Below are 21,429 nucleotides of genomic sequence, written 5' to 3'. Positions count from 1 at the left end.
ATTATCTACTTAAGTATACTGTTCCTCTAACAGGCTCGGTGCTACCATCATTATATCTTAGATAGTAGAAGTAAGCCCCTACCGGTAATACATCGCTTCCGAAAGAACCTTCCGTGCTATATCCATCCCAGTCCGGAGTATTGGCATTTCCTTTGTAAACTACGTCTCCGAATCTATTACGGATCTCTATAGTGAAATTAGGATATTTGTCTCTGATATTTCTGATCTCAAATCTATCATTCAGTTGATCATCATTTGGTGAGAACCCTTCAGGAATAGTAAGTGGACAGTCATCATTTATGCTAACTGTAATACCTAATCTAACTGAACTCTCACATCCTGTATCAACATTAAATAGAGTTGCATAATAAGTAACTCCATCCTGTAGGGAAGTTCCGCTGTTTATAGCGTTGTCTCCATCTGCTGAATCATACCAGGTTATTGTACCTGTTTCATTGATCAGCTCTGTAAGATCTGCTATGGTAGCATCATCAAATTCACAGAATTCCTGAGTAGTATTAGAAATTGTAGGAGTCGCTGCATCATTGATTGTTACAGTGAATTCAGTAGCTGCAGATTCACAAGCTCCATCATCATTTCTCTGAGTTACGTAATAAGTACCATCAACCAATACATCTTCTGCGGCAACCATCATGGATAATGCCTCATCTGAATAGTAAGTTAGATTTGTACCTGTGGCTGAAAGATCAGCTGCAATAGCGCCATCTGTTGCACAGAAAGTAAAAGGATCTCCTTCTACAGTTGGTGCATCAGGAGCTTCCTGAACTGTAATGGTAAATTCAGCAGTATCGTCACCACAATCATTGATTGCAGCTACAGTATAAACTACTTCGTATTCACCAGCTTCAAAATCTGCCGGATTCATCATTCCGTCAGCGATAACTTCACCATCAAGAGAGAATTCTCCATCATCATCAGCGTCTACTGAAATAAAGTCGAACAAGTTCTGAACATCATCGCTCATACAAACATTTAAATCCATGTCCATACCTGCGTAAGCAGATTCTAGAACAGTAATCGCAAATGTAGCTGAAGCTTCTCCTTCAGTACAAGGCGAATCATCAGTAAGGGTGTAGGTAATATCGAAAGTACCTGCACCTTCCATTACTGGACTGAAAACGCCATCTTCATAGCCTTCAAATGTTCCATTAGGATTAGCATCTGCAGGTAAGAATGAGAATAAATCTACATCCTCTGCATTTCTACAGATTGGATCTGGGTTAGCAATTTCACCGATCTCTGCTGGAATGTTTTCTACGATTGATACAGAAAATTCAGCGGTATCTTCACAACTTGTTCCTGCCCCTACTGTATAAGTAGTATTAAAAGGACCAGTTTCACCTGCATTAAGACGAGTTCTAATATCTGCTACATTTGAAAAAGTACCTCCTCTGGTTGCATCGTCACTCAATAAAGCTCTAAAGTATGCTCTTACAGAATCTGAAGAAGCGGGAAGATCTAATTCGCCTTGACACACTGTATTATCTAAACTATCATCACCAGCATTAAAACCTTCATTTACAAAAATTGTAAAAGTGGTTGAATCATTGGCTCCCTCTTTAATACAATCTCCAGAATCATCTACAGAATAGGTGATTTCATAACCATCTGCATTAGGACCTATAGAAGAATTAAACATACTGTCTTCAACTCCCATTCCACTAAAAGTTCCACCAGGAACAGTTTCTGGGGTAAAGAAAGTGGTTAGATCAATCATTCCATCAGTAGAACATACTGTTTGGTCTTCGATATCTCCAGCTTCGGCATCACGTAAATCATTAATCGTGATCGCAACGGTTATTAAACCATCTTCACAATCTGAATCTGAAGGATCTATATATTCAAAATTAAATGTTTCAGAATCACTCGTTGGAGTGTCAATAAAATTAGCTAGCCTTATTGCCTCTGCAGGTGTAGCGTCACTAAAATTATCTTCGTCAAATGAATCTACTCCAGCTTCTTCAACAAGGCTTTGTAAATATGCTAATCCTGCAGCAGGATTATTTATTAAGTCCTGGGCGTCTGTAACACAAAGTGTTCTTGAAATTGATACGCTTACTGGTGACTCTTCAACTGTTATTTCAAAAGTTGTAGAATCATTTCCTGTAGTACAATCTATTGATTCATCAACAGTATAAGTAATAGTATATGTGCCAGCTCCAATAGAAGGATCGAATGTATTATCTGTAACACCAGTCCCTGTAAAAGTTCCTCCCATTGTAGCATCTGGATCATTATTATCTAATGTTTCCAAATTCAGAGAATCATCTAAAGAACAAACTGAAAAATTATCAAAATTTCCTGAGTTGGCAGGGGTGGGATCGATAATTGTAACTGAGAAATCTGCTGAGTCTTGACAGTCTGTACTAGCTCCGACAGTATAAGTCGTATTGAAAGGTCCAGATTCTCCAGCATTGACACGGGTTCTAATATCTGCTAGATTTGAAAAAGTACCTCCCGTAGTTGCATCATTACTAAGTAAGCTTCTAAAATAAGCTCTTACAGCATCTGTACTTGCTGGTAAATCTAAATCATCTCGACACACTGTATTATCTAAACTGTCATCGCCAGCATTGTCACCTTCATTTTCAACAGTAATTTCAAAAGTTGTTGAAGCACTACCAGTAGTACACGGTAAAGAATCATCAACTGTATAGGTAATAGTATAAGTTCCAGTTCCAACGGAAGGATCAAAATTATTGTCCATTACACCAGTTCCTGTAAATGTTCCACCTGCTGTAGCATCTGGATTATTATTGTCTAAACCAGTTAAGTCAATAGAATTATCTGATGTACATGTTACATCAAAAGAATCAAAGTCTCCAGCTTCAGCTTCTTCTAAATTATTAATAGTAATCGCAACGGTTATTAAACCATCTTCACAATCTGAATCTGAAGGATCTGTATATTCAAAATTAAATGTTTCAGAATCACTCGTTGGAGTGTCAATAAAATTAGCCAATCTTATTGCCTCAGCAAGTGCATTGTCACTAAAATTATCTTCATCAAATGAATCTACTCCAGCTTCTTCAACTAAGCTTTGTAAATATGCTAATCCTGCAGCAGGATTATCTATTAAATCTTGGACGTCTGTAACACAAAGAGTTCTTGAAATCGATGTGTTTATTGGTGAATCTTCAACTGTGATTTCAAAAGTGGTTGAAGCATTACCTGAAATACAAGGTAGTGAATCATCAACTGAATAAGTAATAGTATATGTGCCAGCTTCAATAGAAGGGTTAAATGTATTATCTGTAACGCCGGTTCCTGAGAATGTACCCCCAGCTGTTGCATCTGGATCATTATTTTCAAGGCTTGTTAGATCTACGGGATCTGAACTTCCACAAGAAATGGTGAATGAATCAAAATCTCCAGCATTTGCAATGGTGTTATCTACTATGGTTACTGAAAATTCAGCAGTATCTTCGCAACTTGTTCCGGCACCTACCGTATAGGTAGTATTGAATGGACCGGCTTCTCCAGCATTGACACGAGTTCTAATATCTGCTATATTTGAAAAAGTACCTTCTGAGGTTGCATCAACACTTAATAATGCTCTAAAATATGCTCTCACAGCATCTTGAGAAGCGGGAAGATCTAAGTCATCCCTACAAACTATATTTTCTAAGCTGTCATCACCGGCATTGGTTCCGTCACTTTCTACTGTTATTTCAAAAGTGGTTGAAGCATTACCTGAAATACAAGGTAGTGAATCATCAACTGAATAAGTAATAGTGTAAGTTCCGGCGCCAATAGAAGGATCGAATGTATTATTTGTTACACCAGTTCCTGAGAATGTACCCCCAGCTGTTGCATCTGGATCATTATTTTCAAGGCTTGTTAGATCTACGGGATCTGAACTTCCACAAGAAATGGTGAATGAATCAAAATCTCCAGCATTTGCAATGGTGTTATCTACTATGGTTACTGAAAATTCAGCAGTATCTTCGCAATTTGTTCCGGCACCTACCGTATAGGTAGTATTGAATGGACCGGCTTCTCCAGCATTGACACGAGTTCTAATATCTGCTATATTTGAAAAAGTACCTTCTGAGGTTGCATCAACACTTAATAATGCTCTAAAATATGCTCTCACAGCATCTTGAGAAGCGGGAAGATCTAAGTCATCTCTACAAACAATATTTCCTAAGCTATCATCGCCAGCAGTAGTTGTGCATTCTTCAACAATTACAGTAACTATTGCAGAGTCTGAACATGATCCATTATCTACAGAATAGGTGAAATCACCAGGTGTATCTGTTGATGGGTCGAACGTACCATCGCCAGGAGTCCACATGCCTCCTGTATCTGGTGTTCCGTTTAAGTAATCAATAAGGTTAATAGGAGCATCGCTTGGACTTAAAGTCACAGAACCGTCTTCACCTGCGTCTGCATCTTCAATTATCGTAAGTGAAAGTTCTACATCATCTTCACAGCCTTCATCAGTAGTAAAAGTGGCAATTGTTGTAAAAGTTTGAAAAGGATCATCATTATAATCATCTCCTATCGCACCCAAGTCCGGATTAAATTCAACATTAGGAGGTAGAGTTCTCCCATCAACAAGGCTTAAGAATATATCTTCTGGAGACTCCCCATTGTCTAATCTCATTTCAATTTGACTTTGACAAAAAGTCTCTGAAACATCGTCACCAGCATCAAAAGTAATAACCTCTACTTCTACTCGAGTTCTTCCAGATTCACATGGAGGAAAAATACTTCCTCTTTCATTTACAATCTGAGAAACCCAATAATCTTCTCCGTTTATTAATTCTACGCCATTAGCTAATGGTGAACCACCAGTTTCCTCTCTATACCATCTAAATGCCTGAAAGTTAGGAGAAGTACTTTCTGCCTCAAGATCTGCAACTGTTGCACCTTCACAAAAAGTCTGAGGATCTTCTGCAGTAGGAGCCGGAGCATCTACTACATCAATACCTACCGCAACTCTTTCTGATGGACAATAATCTGAATCAGGGTCACTAGTACCGTCGGTATCAGCACCAACAAAATAACTTTCTCCATCCATCAGTGTAGTGGAGTAATCTGAAATTTCAGAACCTCCGAATTCATCTTCATAGATTTTAAGTGTATATCCTGAAGGTACAGGATCAAAAAGATTTAGTAGGTCAGATCCACTAAAATCAGATGATTCACAAGGAGTGACTGTAAATCCATTAGAATCACCAGTTACAGTATTTGAAGGTGTGTCGGCGGCAAATACCGTAACTTCAACTGCAACTCTTTCGCAGTCTTCCGTTGTACTTCCTATAAAATAAGTTGCACCATCAGTTAAAAGTTCGTCCCCATTTATGGGGTCTGTATCGTTCTCAGTATCCGCTGTTTCATAAACAGCCGGATTTGTAGCACCAGAATAACGTAGGTCATCTACTGTTTCTAGATAACAGTATGATTGATCTGCATCTGGTGTAGCACAGGGACTTTGACCATACGAGGCCAAGTTTCCAACAAATAAAATAAAGGCGAAAAGGAACCAATTAAGGCCTTTCCTCCCAAAAGTAAAATTTTGCATAGGCTAGGTGTTAAATTCAAAATTAGTATTCGGTTAAAACTCATTAAAAAGTTGCACAAATATTAAAATAATTTTTAATATGCCGAGTTAATTTAAGAAACATCTTAACATTAAATGCTAAGTTGCCTTAAGTTTGCTGAATAACAACTCTTTGGGCACGCTAAATTTATAAAAATTTTATCTATGTTAACAAATTTTAAGTACATCATCGGCTTTTTTTACCTTTTTTCTGTCGGATTAATGGCACAGACCAGTTTAAAAAATGCGGAAAATCTCCTCAATAACGGGGAAATTGATAAAGCACGGGAAGTATTTCTACAACATAAAGAACAGCCGAAATCAATTGAATATTTAGGAGATATTGCCTGTTTTAACAAAAATTGGGATGAAGCTATTGAGTATTATGAAACTCTGGTAGAATTAGATGCTGGAAATGCCATGTATAATTTTAAATTAGGCGGGGCGATGGGAATGAAGGCCTATTATGGTTCTAAATTCCAAGCGGCACTTCTTTTGGGTGATATAAAGGAGTACCTTAAAAAAGCAGCGGAGCTTGATCCCAAACATAAAGAAGCGCGCAGAGCTTTAGTGGAATTATATATGCAAATACCCAGTATGCTTGGAGGAAGCAAGACAATTGCAGAAAGTTATGCTTCAGATTTAGATAGATTAAATGAGGTTGATGCGTTTTTAGCTGACGCTTACATCTACAAAATTCAGGATTATAAAGATCTGGCAAAAAATAAGTATAATGATGCATTAAGAGCAGCTGTCAGAAAACCGGAACTGGTATCACGAAATTATTTGAATTATGAGCTGGGAGAGGCTTCAGCGATTTTTGAAATCCAGCTAGATGCCGGTAAAACATTTTTAAATGAATATATTGCAAATTATGGATATAGAGATTTAAAATCTCCGGCCTGGGCTTACCTCAGGCTAGCTCAGATCGAAAGGGTTCAGAATAATCAAAAAGCAGCTCTTAGTCATATTGAAAAGTCGCTTGAACTAGATCCGGGCTTTGACAAGGCGCTTATTGAAAAACAAAAAATTCAAAGACTTTAAGAGGTATCATACCTTAATCAAACTCTTATATTTGCAGAAAATCATTCTATGAGAATTCATTTTATTGCTATTGGTGGAAGCGCCATGCATAGCCTGGCCATTGCTTTAAAACAAAAGTCTTACGAAATTTCAGGAAGTGACGATGCTATTTTTGAACCTTCTAAATCCAGACTTAAAGAGCATGGAATATATCCTGCCCAAATTGGTTGGTCTGAAGATCATATTTCCGCAGATATCGATGCCGTGATTCTTGGAATGCATGCAAAGGATGATAATCCCGAACTGATCAAAGCCCGGAAATTAGGATTAAAAATATATTCCTATCCAGAATTCCTTTATGAGCAATCAAAAAATAAAACCAGGGTAGTCATTGGAGGTTCGCATGGTAAAACCAGTATTACTTCTATGATACTTCATGTAATGAATTATCATGATAAAGAGATTGATTATATGGTTGGAGCTGCATTGGAAGGTTTAGAAAACCCCGTGCATTTAACTGAAGAAAATGATTTTATAGTTATTGAAGGAGATGAATACTTGTCTTCAGCTTTAGACAGAAGGCCGAAATTTCATCTTTATCAGCCCAATATCGCCTTGTTGAGCGGAATTGCCTGGGACCATATTAATGTTTTCCCAACCTATGATAATTATGTGGAACAATTCAAAATTTTTATCGATTCTATAGTTAACGGTGGGATCCTGGTTTATAATGAAGAAGATGCTGAAGTAAAGAGGCTTGCTGAAGAAACCGAAAATCCCATAAGAAAACATCCTTACCAGACTCCTGAATATCATACAGAAGCCAACCATACCATACTGGATGTCCCTGAAGGTGAATTGCCTTTAGAAATATTTGGAAAGCATAATCTAAATAATCTTGCAGGGGCTAAATGGATTTGTCAGCATATGGGAGTGGACGAGGATGACTTTTATGAGGCTATCGCCACTTTTAAAGGAGCCTCCAAACGTTTGGAAAAAGTAGCTGAATCTCAATCTTCGGTGATCTTTAAAGATTTTGCTCATAGTCCATCGAAGGTTTCTGCTACCACTGCAGCGGTTAAAGAACAATTTTCAGATAAAAAATTAATAGCCTGCCTGGAACTTCATACCTATAGCAGTTTAAATGCTGAATTTCTGAATGAATATAAAAACAGCCTGGCAGAAGCTGATGAAGCTTTAGTCTTTTATTCGCCAGATGCGGTGGCAATCAAAAAGCTTGAAGCGGTTAGTGAAGAACAAATTAGACAGGCTTTTCTAAAAGAAGGTCTGAAGATATTTACAACCTCGGAAGATTTTAAAGAGGAATTAAAAAATACCAATCTTAATAATTCAGTATTATTAATGATGAGTAGTGGAAATTATGGGGGATTGGATATGGAAGAACTTAAAAAAATGCTTTAATTTTTTCAGCTGCGAAGAATAATTATCAAATTCATAATTCATTGTTTATCTTTAACTTAAGATGAATCATGAAAAATTAAACCTCAGTATAAAAAACTGGGCCGAAGATGACCGGCCCAGGGAAAAACTCCTTCAAAAAGGAAAACTGAGTTTAAGTGATTCTGAATTGATCGCCATATTAATTGGTTCCGGGAGTAAAAATGAGACTGCTGTTGAGTTGTCAAAACGAATTCTTTCTTCAACAAAAAATAATCTTAGTGAATTAGGAAGACTTTCTATAAATCAGCTATGCAAGTTTAAAGGCATAGGCCCTGCTAAGGCGGTTTCCATTGTTGCTGCTCTGGAACTGGGGAGGAGAAGAAGGCTGGAGGAGGCTTTAGAACAAAAGAAAATCAGTTCAAGCCAGTCTATTTTTGAAATTATGCAGCCGGTAATTGGAGAATTGCCTCATGAGGAGTTCTGGATCATTTATCTGAATAATAGTAATAAAGTCATTGAGCAATTTCAGATTAGTAAAGGAGGGATCACGGGTACTCTGGTAGATGTGCGTATAACTCTGAAGAAGGCACTTGAGGTGGGAGCGGTTTCAATTATATTGGTGCATAATCATCCATCTGGAAACCTCAAAGCCAGTGAAGCAGATAAACAACTTACCAAAAAATTGAAAACAGCAGCGGAGTCTCTGGATATCAAAGTGCTTGATCACATTATTGTAACTGAAAAATCATACCTTAGCTTTGCCGATGAAGGTATGCTCTAAGACAGCTTTGAATGTTATTGATCTACACCCAGAAAGTCACTCCAAGGATAATATATGTGTTTAAACACCTTTGTACGCATATCCTGGGAATTCCAATTAAGTTTACTTCTAAAATTGAAGAATTTATTGCCCATGATGGAGCCAAATTATCTTATGGGCGTCAGGCTCTGGGGAATGAATTTTTTATTCAGAAAGTGGATCTATTGATGGAACAGGGGTTTTCAGAGCTGGAAATAAAGGTTCAGCCCTGGGATGATACGGTGTGTTTTTTCCCTTTACCCGAAGCCAGTGATCTGCCTTTTGATATTTTTGCAGCCTCTTTTTATCTCTTAAGCCGCTATGAGGAATATTTGCCGCATGTAAAAGATGAAGATGGAAGATTTCCTGCGGCCGAAAGTCTGGCATATCAGGAAAGTTTTTTGCATAAACCCGTGGTGGATATCTGGGCATTCAAGTTCAGAGATATCTTTTTAGACCGGTTTCCCAATCTTAAATTTTCAGATAGGAAATATAGAGTAGGTACGATCGTAGAATCCAACCATACGTTCATTTTTAAAAATAAAGGTTTCCTAAGAAGTTTTATTGGTCTTTGGTTCGATCTTTTTAAGCTGAACCTGGGAAAAGTTGTAGATCGACTTCAGGTATGGGTAAGATTAAAAAAAGATCCTCATGATATCTTTGAAGATCTAATTAATTTGATCAAGGAACATAAGATCTTTATGCTCTTTATGTTTCAGCTAAGTGATTTTTCTATACACGATCGCAATATTAGTCATAATAGAATTCCACACAGGGCCGTCATTAAATCTGTGGCAGATTATGCTAAAGTAGGATTGCTAATGGGTTATTATGCTATGGATGAAGTAAAAAGCCTTCGAAAGGAAAAATTAAGATTGGAGGAAATTATTCATAGTCCCGTGGAACATGCAATGAATTCCCAGTATAATTTAAGATTGCCAGATCAATATAATAATCTTACTGAATTGGAGATCCATAATGATCATTCTATGGGTTATCCAGATAATCCGGGATTTAGGGCTGGGACCTGTTCACCATATTTGTTTTATGATATCAATATGGAAGTAACCACGCCTTTGCGTGTTCACCCTTATGCTTTTCATTCCAAAGTTGTTGATAAAATGACTAAAACGAAACTAAGAGAAGATATTTCCAGAATGTTACTGGAAGTGAAAGAAGTACGGGGAATGTTCAGGGCAGTTTTCAGTAATCATGATTTTTCAGATTATGCCGATAATAAATTATATTATTCTCTTTTAAAACAAATCCATGAAATTGACTAATATAGAACACATCTTTTTTGATCTGGATCATACACTTTGGGATTTTGACCGTAATTCAGCTTTAGCTTTTAAAGAGGTTTTTGAAAAGCAGAAAATCGAATTAAATATAGAGGAGTTTTTGCAGGTATACATGCCTATAAACTTCAGATACTGGGAATTGTATAGAAATAATTCAGTTAGTAAAGAAGCCCTGAGATATGGTAGACTAAAAGATAGTTTTGATAGGTTGATGTTCGAGGCCCAGGATTCCACGATCAATTTAATTGCAGAAAATTATATAGAATATCTTCCTAATAATAATCATTTGCTGGAAGGGAGTATAGAAATTCTGGAGCACTTAAAAAGCGAATATAAACTGCATATTATTACCAATGGTTTTGAAGAAGTCCAATACAAGAAAATGCGTAATTCAGCTATTCTGGAGTATTTTGATACTATTACAACTTCAGAAGATGCCGGTGTAAAAAAACCACATCCGCTTATTTTTGAAAAAGCGCTTAAAAAAAGTGGGGCAGATAAATCAAAATCGGTCATGATCGGAGATAATCTTGAAGCTGATATTTTTGGGGCTTATGATTTTGGCTTACAGGTTATTTATCTGAATTCTGAAGGGCAAGGTGTTCAAAATCAACATCCCCAAATCCAAAAGTTAAATGAACTTCTAAATTATTTATAATAATAAAGAATAGGTATTTTCGTTGGCAAAGAAAGCCTTATTCGTGTTTCGCAATAGTCTCTTTAAAATACCGCTTTTACTGGTCTTATTAAGCTTTTTAACGACCTCCTGTTTCAAAGATGTGGACTTTGAACAGGCGCAGGATATCCAGCTAACTCCAGATCTTGAAGTAGATCTCCTGTATTATAAAATTGACAATACAGACTTTCTGGATTCTGAAACCAACGCTTTTACCTCTGTAATTCGCGATACCGTTAGATTGGAATTTCTGGATGACGATTACATCCAGGACGGACTTATGTTTGCTGAGTTTAGGTTCAAACACGAAAATAAATTCCCTTATTTAATTAAAAGCAGTATTCGGTTTTTATCTGAGAACGATAGAAATCAATTCGCTGTAAATTACGATATTCCACCCGGGTCTATAGATTCGCCTTCGGTAGTAGATACTACATATGTTGTTGAGCGTGGCGATATTGGAAAAGTTAGGAGATCTTTAAAAATGCTCGTGGAGTTAGAAATAATTGGCGACGGAAAAGACATGGAAGGGGAGTTAGATTTTTCTTCAAAAGGGCTTTTTAAGTTTGAATTTTAATATGCGGAAGCTTGCCTTTATCATATTCCTGTCAATTTCAGTATTCAGTTTTGGTCAAAATAGACCTTTGCTTTATAACGTGGATGACTTACCGCAATCCTTGCTTCAAAATCCGGGTGCCAGGATAGATTTTACCCGACACATTGGGATTCCGTTTTTTTCTCAGATACATCTTTCAGCGGGTTCTACCGGAGTTACTGCGTATGACATCTTTTCTAATGAAGATTCTAATGTTAACCAACGAGTTCGTAATGTAATGAATAGTATTACTGCCGGGGATTTTTTTTCTGTTAATGAACAAATAGAAATTTTATCCCTGGGATGGAAGATGGGTAACAGAGGCTATTTTTCAACAGGAATCTATCAGGAGATGGATATTTTTGCATATTTCCCTAAAGACCCGGCATTACTCGCTTTCGAGGGAAATGCGGATAATATTAACCAGGACTTTAAGTTTTCAGATGTAAGTTTCACAGGAGAAATTCTAACCGTTTACCATGCAGGTTTTAATTATAAAGTAGATAGAAAGCTAACCGTTGGAGGTAGGTTTAAATTATATTCGGGGATCTTTAACGCTGAAAGCACCAATAATAAAGGGGTTTTTAGAACTCTCGAGACGCCAGGAGGACCTAATTTTTATCGTCATGAAGTTTTAGGTTTAGATGTCACCGTCAATACTTCTGGATATGCTTCTTTGAAAAATGAGGAAGGTATGACCGTAGATGAAGCGGTTGCAGAACTTTTAAGTAGGTCTTTTTTTGGGCAAAATGTTGGACTGGGGGTAGATCTGGGATTTAATTACCGGGTGACAGATCAGTTTTCGATTAATGCGTCTATACAGGATCTTGGTTTAATGTTCCATCAGAAGGATATTGAGAATTATACTTATTTCGGGTCTTTTCAAACCAATGGACTGGAGCCCTTATTTCCAGAGCTGGATGAAAATGAAGCTGCTATCCCTTATTGGGATGTTTTTGAAGAACGACTTGATCGAAACCTTAATGAAGAAACGACGACCAATGCCTATAATACCTGGCGTCCCTTAAAATTTAATGCATCTTTTGAGTTTGGAACAGGCAAATCAATCCTGCCCTGTGATTATCTTATCAGCAAAAGACCCAGGTTTATGAATCTTTTTGGGATGTTGATCTCGGGAGTAAATAGACCAAAAGGGCCCACTTACGGAGTGACTGCTTATTGGGATAGAAAAGTAAATGACAATTTAAGATTTCGGCTGGCTTATGGCGTAGATGAGTATACGATTACTAAACTGGGAGCTATGGTTTCTTCACGTTTTGAGAATTTTAATATCTATCTTGCCGCAAATGATATTATTGGTTATACTAACTTAGCTAAAGCCAACAGTGCATCTTTGCAACTGGGTTTACAATTTATATTTAAGGATTTATGAAAAAATTACTATCGTACCTATTCATCTTTGGATTTGTATTTGTTGCCTCGGCACAGGAGATTAATGATTATAAATATGTAATTATTCCAGAAACTTTTGAATTTACCGGAGAAGTAGATGAATACAGACTGAATTCCTTGACCAAGTTTCTATTCGAGCAAAATGGATTTAACACGTTAATAAAGACTGAAAACAAACCAAACGACTTACAACAGCAAGGGTGTTTGGGTTTGCAAACAAAGCTTGAAGATAATTCCGGGCTTTTTGTAACTAAACTTATACTGAAACTTGTAGACTGCAATGATCAGGTGGTTTTTGAAACGAAAGAGGGTAGAAGCCGGGAGAAAGATTACCAGGTGGCTTACCAGGAAGCCTTACGAGATGCATTTACTTCAATCGAAGAAATAGATTATGCCTATGTGGAGGCTGATTTGCCAAAAAAAGCTGCAGAAACAAAGACAGATGCTCCACCAGTAGCTGAAGAAATCGAGGAGTCTGAAATTGTTGAAGAACCTGAAATTTATGAAGACTTAAACGAAGAAAAGGGGAGGGAAGAGGGAATAGAGGTTGAAGAATTAAATAAATTTGATAAACAGTATCAGTATTCAGGCAAAAATTATAATCTTAAAGAAACTACTCAGGGACTGGGATTATTTCAGGAAAATTCTTCAGATCCAATAGCTATCTTGATAGAAACGAATAAGGGGGAGAGTTATATTTATAATTCTCTAACCAACCAGGGTGTTGCCTATTTTAATGAAAAAGGAGATCTCATCGTGGAATACCTCAATAAACAGGATAGTAAGAAGTTAACTTTAATCTATAAATTAAGGGATTAATATCCGTATTTCTTTTGCCATCTTTTTTTTAGAAACTCACGTTGGGCATTTTCACGTTGGTTGTTTCCGGGTTTATAAAGGGTAGTATTGCTTATTTCTTCAGGCATAAATTCTGCTGCCACAAAATTTCCTTCGTGATTATGGGCATATTTATATTCTTTCCCGTAGCCAATATCTTTCATAAGCTTAGTAGGGGCATTCCTTATGGCTAGAGGTACAGATAGGTTGCCCGTTTTCTTAACAAGGCTCTGGGCTTCGTTGATAGCCATGTAGGCGGCATTGCTTTTAGGGGAAGTAGCCAGATAAGTCACACATTGACTCAAAATGATCCTCGCTTCAGGATAACCAATGGTATTTACAGCCTGAAAAGAATTATTGGCGATCACCAAGGCGGTAGGATTGGCATTTCCAATATCTTCGCTTGCAAGGATCAATAATCTACGGGCAATGAATTTTACATCTTCACCACCCTCAATCATTCTGGCCAGCCAATAAACTGCTGCGTTGGGGTCACTTCCTCTTATAGACTTTATAAATGCTGAAATAATATCATAATGCTGTTCTCCTGTTTTGTCATATAGAACAGTATTCTGCTGAACCTTAGATAAAACAAGTTCATTCGTGATCTCGACATTCTTTTCTGCAGAGGTCACTAAAAGTTCGAAGATATTCAGTAGTTTTCTGGCATCCCCACCACTAAGTCTTAACAGGGCTTCCGATTCTTTTAATTTCACATCTTTTGCAGCGATGATCTTATCTTCCTTCATTGCTCTTTTAAGCAGTGCTACAAGGTCATCTTTTGAAAATGGTTTTAAAATGTAAACCTGACATCTCGATAACAGGGCTGAAATTACTTCAAAACTGGGATTTTCAGTAGTGGCTCCGATTAAGGTAACCCAGCCTTTTTCCACTGCTCCTAATAGTGAATCCTGTTGTGATTTGCTAAAGCGGTGAATTTCATCAATAAATAGTATAGGACTTTTTGTCGTAAATAATCCTTCGCTCTTTTTTGCCTTTTCAATGACTTCACGTACATCTTTAACACCGCTGCTAATGGCGCTTAGGGTAAAGAATGGTCTTCCAGATTCTGTTGCAATAATATTAGCAAGCGTTGTTTTTCCCACGCCGGGTGGACCCCAAAAGATCATGGATGGAATTATTCCCTGTTTGATCTGTTGCTTAAGTGCCCCATCTTTCCCAATAAGATGTTGCTGACTTAAATAGTCTTCGAGAGTTTTTGGGCGTAGTCTTTCGGCCAGTGGTTGATTCATAGCAATATTAAATCTGACAGGATTACATCCAATCTAGTTTGGATGGTTTTTTGTAATATTAATTAAAATTCAAGAAAATTTGAAAACATCCTCACCTTTTGTTTTTACGAGTGGAACTATTGGTTTTCCACTTTTATTTGTGCTTTTGATCTGGATCGTTTTCTGGATCGAAGTGCGGTTTGGGATAAAATTCAATTCGTTTGGAGTGAGACCGGGTGAAATTATTGGTTTACGGGGAATCATATTCTCGCCATTTATTCATTCAGATATAAAGCATCTTTTCAATAATACCATACCCTTATTTATATTATCCCTTGCGCTTTTCTATTTCTACAGACCTATAAGCTGGAAAGTACTTCTCATCGGTCTCGTTTCAACGGGATTACTTACATGGTTAATTGGAAGATCTGCAAATCATATTGGGGCCAGTGGAATTATCTATTTACTCGCATCTTTTTTGTTCTTTAAAGGTGTTTTTTCAAAGCATTATCGCCTGGTAGCCTTGTCTCTTATCGTTGTATTTGTTTATGGAGGCCTGGTATGGTATGTCACGCCAATAGATCCTTCAATTTCATGGGAAGGGCATCTTTCTGGACTCTTGAGTGGATTTGGTCTGTCATTGATATTCAGAAAAAACATCCCTGAACCGCCAAAATATTCCTGGCAAAAGCCTGATTATTCAGAAGAAGATGATCTTTTTATGAGACACTTTGATAAAGATGGAAATTTCATTGAAAATTTACCAATAGAGGAGGATGATCCGGAAGAAAATGAATTCAATTATATCTATAAGGAAAATCCCAAAAAGGATTAAATACGCTGTCTTACCGCTTCATAAAGGAATGCTCCGCAGGCAACAGAAACATTTAGTGAAGCAATGTTTCCTAGCATTGGTAGTTTTGCACGATAATTTGCGGCTTTCAAAATTGAGTTGGATACTCCTTTCGCTTCGTCACCCATTATGATTGCAATAGCTTGCTTTAGATCGATGTCATAAACGAGATCATCTGTTTTCTCGGTAGCAGCGATCATTTTTATATCATAGGTCTGAAGATGAAAAACTGCATCTTTAATGTGATTGACTTTACAAATGGGGACATTAAATACGGCTCCTGCGGAAGTCTTTACGGTGTCGGCATTAATAGGAGCAGAGCCTTTTTCCTGAATGATAATTCCGGTAACCCCACAACATTCTGCAGTTCTTATAATAGCTCCAAAATTCCGTACATCGGTAAGACCATCCAGCAAAATAAATAGGGGCGTAGTAGAAGAATTTTGGGAATCTTCTACCAGCTTTTCAAGACTTACAAAGCTAATGGGGGATATATTGGCAACGACTCCTTGGTGATTACCCTTACTTAGTTTATTGAGCTTTTCAACAGGAACATACGAAATATTATAATTACCATCTTTTAGATGCCGGTTCAATTCCTGAAATAGAGGTCCGGAAAGTCCTTTTTGTATAAATACCTTTTCTATATCCTTGTTGCTTTCAATAGCTTCAATGACCGTTCTTATTCCAAAAATCCTCGTAGTTTCTTCCATGTTGCAAAGTTAATATTTAAAATATTTTCTGGGTTTAAATTTATATAATAAAAAAACCACCCTCAAAAAGGGTGGTTTAAATAGAATATGAAGTGACTAATTAGTTTACATCCCAGAATAAAGTACTGAAGATTGTATCACCGTTGTCTAATTCAGATACTGCATTAGCTCTGTTATCTCCATTTAATGTTTGAAGAATAACTGGATATCTAAGTCTTGCAGGAAGATCTGTAGCTCCTTCTACACCAGCTTCAAATACGTATGTATCGTCATCTGTTTCAGCTGCCTGAACGGCAGGAAGTGTATAGGATTCTCCTGGTAAGAATAAGATAGAAGTATCTGGGTATCCAGTTCTTCTATACTCAGCATAAGATTGGTGAGCTTGCATGTATAAAGCAACATACTTCTGTGTTAAAACAGTTTCTTCAGTAGCAGCTGGAAGAGAGGCAACAAAAGCATCAATATCAGCAGCGTCTACTCCCCATTTTTCCATAGAAGCTCTTACACCATTCTCATAGTTGTCCTGGCTCCAGTCATTATATTCTGAAAGAAGAAATTCTACTTCAGCATATTCCATCAATACCTCACCGTAGTCAGGAGAAAGAATTTTACTACTTGGGAAACTATATACAGTAAAAGGAAGATCATTAGCATTCTGGAATGCATAAGGAACACCTTCGTAATCACTATAATCTTCGCTTCTTTCGTAAGAATTATCCTTGATATCTTCAATGTCTACAGAAATAGGAGCAGCCATTTCAAAAAGTCTTGGATCTGGACCATAATTACCAGTATCACCTTTAAGAAGGTTTACGAACGGAGCAGCTACTGCAAAGTCTGTTCTACCAATGAATGCTGACCACCATGGTGATGCAGTTGCATCAGATGTTTCGTAAGACTGAACAGCGTTGTCAGCGTTAGAAGTCATAACACCATCAGCAATAGCAGCTGAAGCAGCAGACTCATAAGTTGACTGATCAACCTCTGAAAGATTTGTCGCAATTCTAAGAATTAAAGAGTTAGCGAATTTCTTCCATTTTACTGGATCTCCGTTAAAAATGTTATCACCAGAAGTGAAAACAGGCTCTGAAGTATTGATCATGTCAGCAGATTCACGTAATTCCTTAAGTAGGTCTGCATAGATCTTTTCCTGAGGTGCAAAAACAGGAGATAAAAACTCATCAACCTGTAGAGCCTGGAAATCTGGATCTTCAGTACCATAAGAATAGTAAGGTACATCACCAAATGTATTAGTCAATTGGTGAAACATATAAGCCAACATGATACGAGAAGCTGCGATCTGGTTCTCATTAGCTCCAACTGCTGAAGCACTACCTGCTGTTTCAGGATCTGTGTTTATATCAATGATCTGCTTAAGGTCAGTTGCTACTAAATAAGTGTTTGTGTAAAGACCTTCTGCACTGGCTTCTCTGTATAGGTAACGATCCTCATCAGCATATGAGTTTTGTCCCCAATACTCCATCCAGTTAAGAACTAATCTACCGTTGTTAAAAGAACTTCTTGAAAAATCGGTAAATTCTTTAGTGGCACTGTTAAAAATTGTGTTAGTCGGGACCACTTCCGGACTATTTGGATTTTTGTTAACGTCTGCAATATCCTCTCCACATGATGTGAGAATCAATCCCAGGAATAACATCCATATTGTATTATTAATCTTTTTCATTTTCTTATAATTTGATTTCTACGTTAAGACCATATGTTCTTGTAGAAGGTAAAGATCCACCTTCAGAACCTTGAATGTTACCACTACCACCGGTAGCGACTTCAGGATCAAAGTTTTCGTTATCTAATCCCCATACTAAAAGGTTTCTTCCGAAAGCACTAAATCTTACAGATTCAATTCCAGTTTCACCCATCCAATTCTTAGGAAGAGTATACCCAAGACTTACTTCACGAAGTTTCCAGTAATCTGCATCAAATACGTTTTGAGCATCAGGACCAAAATAATGGTCTACACCCCAAAGTTGAGCAGGAATAACTGTAGTATTCTCAGCAGTATTAGTTACAGTGTAAGAACCATCGTTGTTGAATGTTACATCACCTGTAACTCCATCTATCACGATACCTTCCTCACGGATGTTATTAGCAGCAGTACCTTCTAAGATACCAGAGTAGTTACCCCAAATGTTCGTTAATGAACGGTAAACACCACCTTTTTGCATATCGATAAGGAATCCAAAATCAAAATTCTTATATCTGAAAGAGTTTCTGATACCCATGTTGTAATCTGGAAGAACAGAACCAAGGTTTCGAACAGTTGAAGTAGATAAATACCTACCACCTGCACTAACCACTTTGTTTCCTGCATCATCATAAACGAAATCTGTACCTCTAATGATACCGTAACGTTCACCAACAATCGCATTTAAAGTAACTCCTTTAAATGGGAAGCTTGCAATCTCTAATGAATTAACACCTGGAAGTAATTCCAATAATTCATTCTCGTTTTTAGCAAAGTTCCAGGTTACATTCCAGTCAAAATCTTCAGTTTTTACCGGAGTAATGTTAACTAATGCTTCAATACCTTTGTTAGCAAGTTTTCCTGCGTTAGCAAAAGTACTTCCATAACCTGTACTAGGATCAACCTGTACCGGTGTAATTAGATCATCAGTTTCTTCGTTATAGTAAGTTACGTCAAAATTAACTCTGTTATCCAAGAATCCCATTTCTAAACCTACTTCCCAGGTAGTTTTTCTCTCTGGCTTTAGGTTAGGATTTCTATTTGCAGTAGGCTGAGTGTAACGAATGTTTCCAAAAAATGCACTTCTGTTATCAAAAGTGTTTCTTAATTGGTAAGGGTCTGTATCCGATCCTACTTCTGCATAACCACCACGAAGTTTACCAAATGATAGCCAATCTGCCTCTAATACTTGAGAGAACACAAAACTACCATTAATAGACGGGTAGAAGAAAGAATTGTTTTCTTCTGGAAGTGTAGAAGACCAGTCATTTCTACCTGTTACGGTAAGATATAACATGTCATCATATCCGAATGAAGCCGACCCAAAAACAGACTCAATTTGTTTATTTTCGTTATAATCAAGAAGCGCCGGATCGTCTACTGAGTTACCTAGGTTGTAAATTTCTGGTACTGCAAGACCACCACGGGTATTTCCTGCTAAACGGCTAAATTTAGTATCTCTCTTGTTAGCTCCTACAAAGGTGTTCACATTTAAAAGATCGTCAAATAAGTCAGTATCATAATGAAGGATTGCTTCATAGTTGATCTCTGTAAAATCTCTTTGGTTTTCTACATAATTAGACTGAGCCTGAGATCCTTCTGCGATTCTTGTACCTGTCTTAAAATCATAATTATCCATGTACATTTTTGCAGTAACATAAAGACCATCAGTAAAGTTATACTGTCCGCCTACGTTACCAAACCATCTTGTACGTTTATCTTCTGAATAATTTTTATTGATAATCCAGTATGGGTTGTCTGTATATCTTGGGTTAGGATTGTCAAATGCAATTCTATTCCATGTTCTCTGAGTTCCGTTAGGAAGTACATAGTCTTTTAATCTTTCATAATCCAATTGAGTCTGACCGAATTGGAAGAATTGAAGAATTACACTATTCCCACTATATCCAAAAGCAGGACGGTTATAACCATCAGTAACTGTAAGGTTAATCCCTGCATCAATTTTTAACTTGTCGCTAAGCTGAGAAGTTCCGTTGAAGTTTAAACTTGTTTTGTCAAGTTCACTCTGAGGAACAATACCTTTAGACTGAGTATTGTTTAAAGATAGTCTCATTGTAGACTTTTCTGATCCTAATGAAAAAGCAACCCCATTGTTGATGCTAACACCAGTGTCAAAGAAATCTTCTTTGTCATTTTCAGGATAAACCCAAGGTCTTGGATTTAAGTACTGGTTTGGAAATTCAGGATCAAATGCATCCCAATGAAGAACTTCAGTGTTTGCATCATATCTAGGTCCCCAAGACTCATCAGTACCATAATCAACAATATTGTATGTAGTACCATCGATAGTTGCCTCTTCAAAACCAGACTGCTCGATTGTAAGTGCGTTTCCGCCACCACCACCGTACAATTTCTGTACTTGTGGTATAATGTTGATGCTTTCAAAACTAACACCTGAATTAATTGTTACTTCTGCTTTACCTTTTTTACCAGACTTGGTAGTTATGATAATTGCCCCGTTGTTTGCACGGTTACCATATAGTGCTGCTGCTGCACCACCTTTTAGTACGTTCATACTCGCAATGTCATCTGGGTTGATATCAAAACCGGTATCACCAAAGTCATATCCACCACCACCATCTTGAGCAGATTCAGTGTTGTAGTTCGAGTTGTCCAATGGAATTCCGTCCACTACAATAAGTGGCTTATTTCCCTGGGTTACAGAACCTACACCCCTAAGTACAATTCTAGTGGAACCTCCAAGTTGACCACTGTTGTTTGTGATTTGTACACCGGCAACCTGTCCGCTAAGAGAGTTAAGTGCATTAGAATTACGAGATCTTGTTATTTCTTCACCATCAAGTTGTTGGGAAGCATAACCAAGAGATTTTTTCTCTCTCGTAATACCTAAGGCGGTAACTACTACCTCGTCAAGTTGAGCGGTATCCGTTTCCAGCACTACATCTACAATGTTTGTGCTTCCAACTGGATATTCCGCTGTTTTCATCCCTACAAAAGAGAATACTAGAACGTCAGATTGGGTAGCTTCAATGTTATAGTTACCATCAAAATCTGTTTGTACACCAGTGGATGTTCCTTTAATAATAACGGTAACTCCAGGTAGCGGTAGACCATCTTGGTCTGTCACCGTACCGGACACCGTTTGTTCCTGCGCAAAGGTTATTTGCACAACAAACGCCAGTAATAGCGTTAAAATACTACTAAATTTTGCTTTCATTTTTAAATTTGTTTGAATTAGCCAGTGCCAAATGTGCTAATAAATGGTTAATTAAACAAGCTTTTATTTTTAAAATCTTTCAAAAAATTAATGTTTGAGTAGTTGTCTTATTTATT

Annotated in this window: 14 protein-coding genes; 9 read left to right on the top strand and 5 right to left on the bottom strand. The window is 37.3% G+C overall.

The features are described from left to right. Nucleotide 1: 1 nt before the first annotated feature. Nucleotides 2–5,551, bottom strand: coding sequence for a T9SS type B sorting domain-containing protein (locus LGQ90_RS08205; RefSeq protein ID WP_229339966.1), 5,550 nt, complete (start codon nt 5,549–5,551; stop codon nt 2–4). 183 nt (nt 5,552–5,734) lie between these two features. On the opposite strand from LGQ90_RS08205, the gene LGQ90_RS08200 reads away from it, so the two are divergent. The 8 genes from LGQ90_RS08200 (at nt 5,735) to LGQ90_RS08165 (ending at nt 13,596) form a co-directional block, all read left to right on the top strand. Continuing rightward, nucleotides 5,735–6,613 carry a tetratricopeptide repeat protein gene (locus LGQ90_RS08200; RefSeq protein WP_229339964.1) on the top strand — a complete coding sequence of 293 codons (879 nt, stop codon included), beginning with the start codon at nt 5,735–5,737 and terminating at the stop codon, nt 6,611–6,613. A gap of 48 nt (nt 6,614–6,661) precedes the next feature. Next, nucleotides 6,662–8,014, top strand: coding sequence for a UDP-N-acetylmuramate--L-alanine ligase (locus LGQ90_RS08195; RefSeq protein ID WP_229339963.1), 1,353 nt, complete (start codon nt 6,662–6,664; stop codon nt 8,012–8,014). Between the two features lie 61 nt (nt 8,015–8,075). Continuing rightward, on the top strand, nt 8,076–8,774 hold the full coding sequence (gene radC, locus LGQ90_RS08190) for a RadC family protein (protein ID WP_229339961.1): 699 nt from the start codon (nt 8,076–8,078) through the stop codon (nt 8,772–8,774). Nucleotides 8,775–8,785: 11 nt separating this feature from the next. Then, complete coding sequence (locus LGQ90_RS08185) at nt 8,786–10,075, top strand: polysaccharide deacetylase family protein (protein WP_229339959.1); 1,290 nt, start codon at nt 8,786–8,788, stop codon at nt 10,073–10,075. Then, entirely contained in the window at nt 10,062–10,751 is a 690-nt protein-coding gene (locus LGQ90_RS08180; protein ID WP_229339957.1) for a YjjG family noncanonical pyrimidine nucleotidase, read from the top strand. The genes LGQ90_RS08185 and LGQ90_RS08180 overlap by 14 nt, the downstream gene beginning before the upstream one ends. Before the next feature lie 22 nt (nt 10,752–10,773). Beyond that, a complete protein-coding gene (locus tag LGQ90_RS08175) occupies nt 10,774–11,346 on the top strand; it encodes a hypothetical protein (protein WP_229339955.1) in 573 nt (190 codons plus the stop codon). A 1-nt stretch (nt 11,347) separates the two neighbouring features. Then, entirely contained in the window at nt 11,348–12,757 is a 1,410-nt protein-coding gene (locus LGQ90_RS08170; protein ID WP_229339953.1) for a DUF5723 family protein, read from the top strand. Then, on the top strand, nt 12,754–13,596 hold the full coding sequence (locus LGQ90_RS08165; protein WP_229339951.1) for a hypothetical protein: 843 nt from the start codon (nt 12,754–12,756) through the stop codon (nt 13,594–13,596). Before LGQ90_RS08170 ends, LGQ90_RS08165 begins: the two co-directional genes overlap by 4 nt. On the opposite strand, the gene LGQ90_RS08160 is transcribed toward LGQ90_RS08165, so the two are convergent. Continuing rightward, entirely contained in the window at nt 13,593–14,867 is a 1,275-nt protein-coding gene (locus LGQ90_RS08160) for a replication-associated recombination protein A (protein WP_229339949.1), read from the bottom strand. The genes LGQ90_RS08165 and LGQ90_RS08160 overlap by 4 nt on opposite strands. 79 nt (nt 14,868–14,946) lie before the next feature. On the opposite strand from LGQ90_RS08160, the gene LGQ90_RS08155 reads away from it, so the two are divergent. Beyond that, entirely contained in the window at nt 14,947–15,681 is a 735-nt protein-coding gene (locus LGQ90_RS08155; protein WP_229339946.1) for a rhomboid family intramembrane serine protease, read from the top strand. On the opposite strand, the gene rlmB is transcribed toward LGQ90_RS08155, so the two are convergent. The 3 genes from rlmB to LGQ90_RS08140 form a co-directional block, all read right to left on the bottom strand. After that, nucleotides 15,678–16,412, bottom strand: a complete 735-nt coding sequence (gene rlmB / locus LGQ90_RS08150) for a 23S rRNA (guanosine(2251)-2'-O)-methyltransferase RlmB (protein WP_229339945.1) — start codon at nt 16,410–16,412, stop codon at nt 15,678–15,680. The two genes, LGQ90_RS08155 and rlmB, sit on opposite strands and share 4 nt — an antisense overlap. Nucleotides 16,413–16,512: 100 nt before the next feature. Further along, the gene (locus LGQ90_RS08145; RefSeq protein WP_229339943.1) at nt 16,513–18,096 is read right to left on the bottom strand and encodes a SusD/RagB family nutrient-binding outer membrane lipoprotein; all 1,584 of its coding nucleotides are present in this window, start codon (nt 18,094–18,096) and stop codon (nt 16,513–16,515) included. A gap of 4 nt (nt 18,097–18,100) precedes the next feature. Beyond that, the gene (locus LGQ90_RS08140; protein ID WP_229339941.1) at nt 18,101–21,313 is read right to left on the bottom strand and encodes a SusC/RagA family TonB-linked outer membrane protein; all 3,213 of its coding nucleotides are present in this window, start codon (nt 21,311–21,313) and stop codon (nt 18,101–18,103) included. Between the last annotated feature and the right edge of the window lie 116 nt (nt 21,314–21,429).

Origin of the sequence: Christiangramia sediminis (assembly GCF_020552705.1) — a bacterium.
GTDB classification, from domain to species: domain Bacteria; phylum Bacteroidota; class Bacteroidia; order Flavobacteriales; family Flavobacteriaceae; genus Christiangramia; species Christiangramia sediminis.
This window is presented reverse-complemented; position numbering and strand designations above follow the sequence as displayed.

Coding starts and splice junctions, on each gene's coding strand:
- LGQ90_RS08205 (WP_229339966.1), bottom strand. CDS start 5,551: ATGCAAAATTTTACTTTTGGGAGGAAAGGCCTTAATTGGTTCCTTTTC.
- LGQ90_RS08200 (WP_229339964.1), top strand. CDS start 5,735: ATGTTAACAAATTTTAAGTACATCATCGGCTTTTTTTACCTTTTTTCT.
- LGQ90_RS08195 (WP_229339963.1), top strand. CDS start 6,662: ATGAGAATTCATTTTATTGCTATTGGTGGAAGCGCCATGCATAGCCTG.
- radC (WP_229339961.1), top strand. CDS start 8,076: ATGAATCATGAAAAATTAAACCTCAGTATAAAAAACTGGGCCGAAGAT.
- LGQ90_RS08185 (WP_229339959.1), top strand. CDS start 8,786: ATGTTATTGATCTACACCCAGAAAGTCACTCCAAGGATAATATATGTG.
- LGQ90_RS08180 (WP_229339957.1), top strand. CDS start 10,062: ATGAAATTGACTAATATAGAACACATCTTTTTTGATCTGGATCATACA.
- LGQ90_RS08170 (WP_229339953.1), top strand. CDS start 11,348: ATGCGGAAGCTTGCCTTTATCATATTCCTGTCAATTTCAGTATTCAGT.
- LGQ90_RS08165 (WP_229339951.1), top strand. CDS start 12,754: ATGAAAAAATTACTATCGTACCTATTCATCTTTGGATTTGTATTTGTT.
- LGQ90_RS08160 (WP_229339949.1), bottom strand. CDS start 14,867: ATGAATCAACCACTGGCCGAAAGACTACGCCCAAAAACTCTCGAAGAC.
- rlmB (WP_229339945.1), bottom strand. CDS start 16,412: ATGGAAGAAACTACGAGGATTTTTGGAATAAGAACGGTCATTGAAGCT.
- LGQ90_RS08145 (WP_229339943.1), bottom strand. CDS start 18,096: ATGAAAAAGATTAATAATACAATATGGATGTTATTCCTGGGATTGATT.
- LGQ90_RS08140 (WP_229339941.1), bottom strand. CDS start 21,313: ATGAAAGCAAAATTTAGTAGTATTTTAACGCTATTACTGGCGTTTGTT.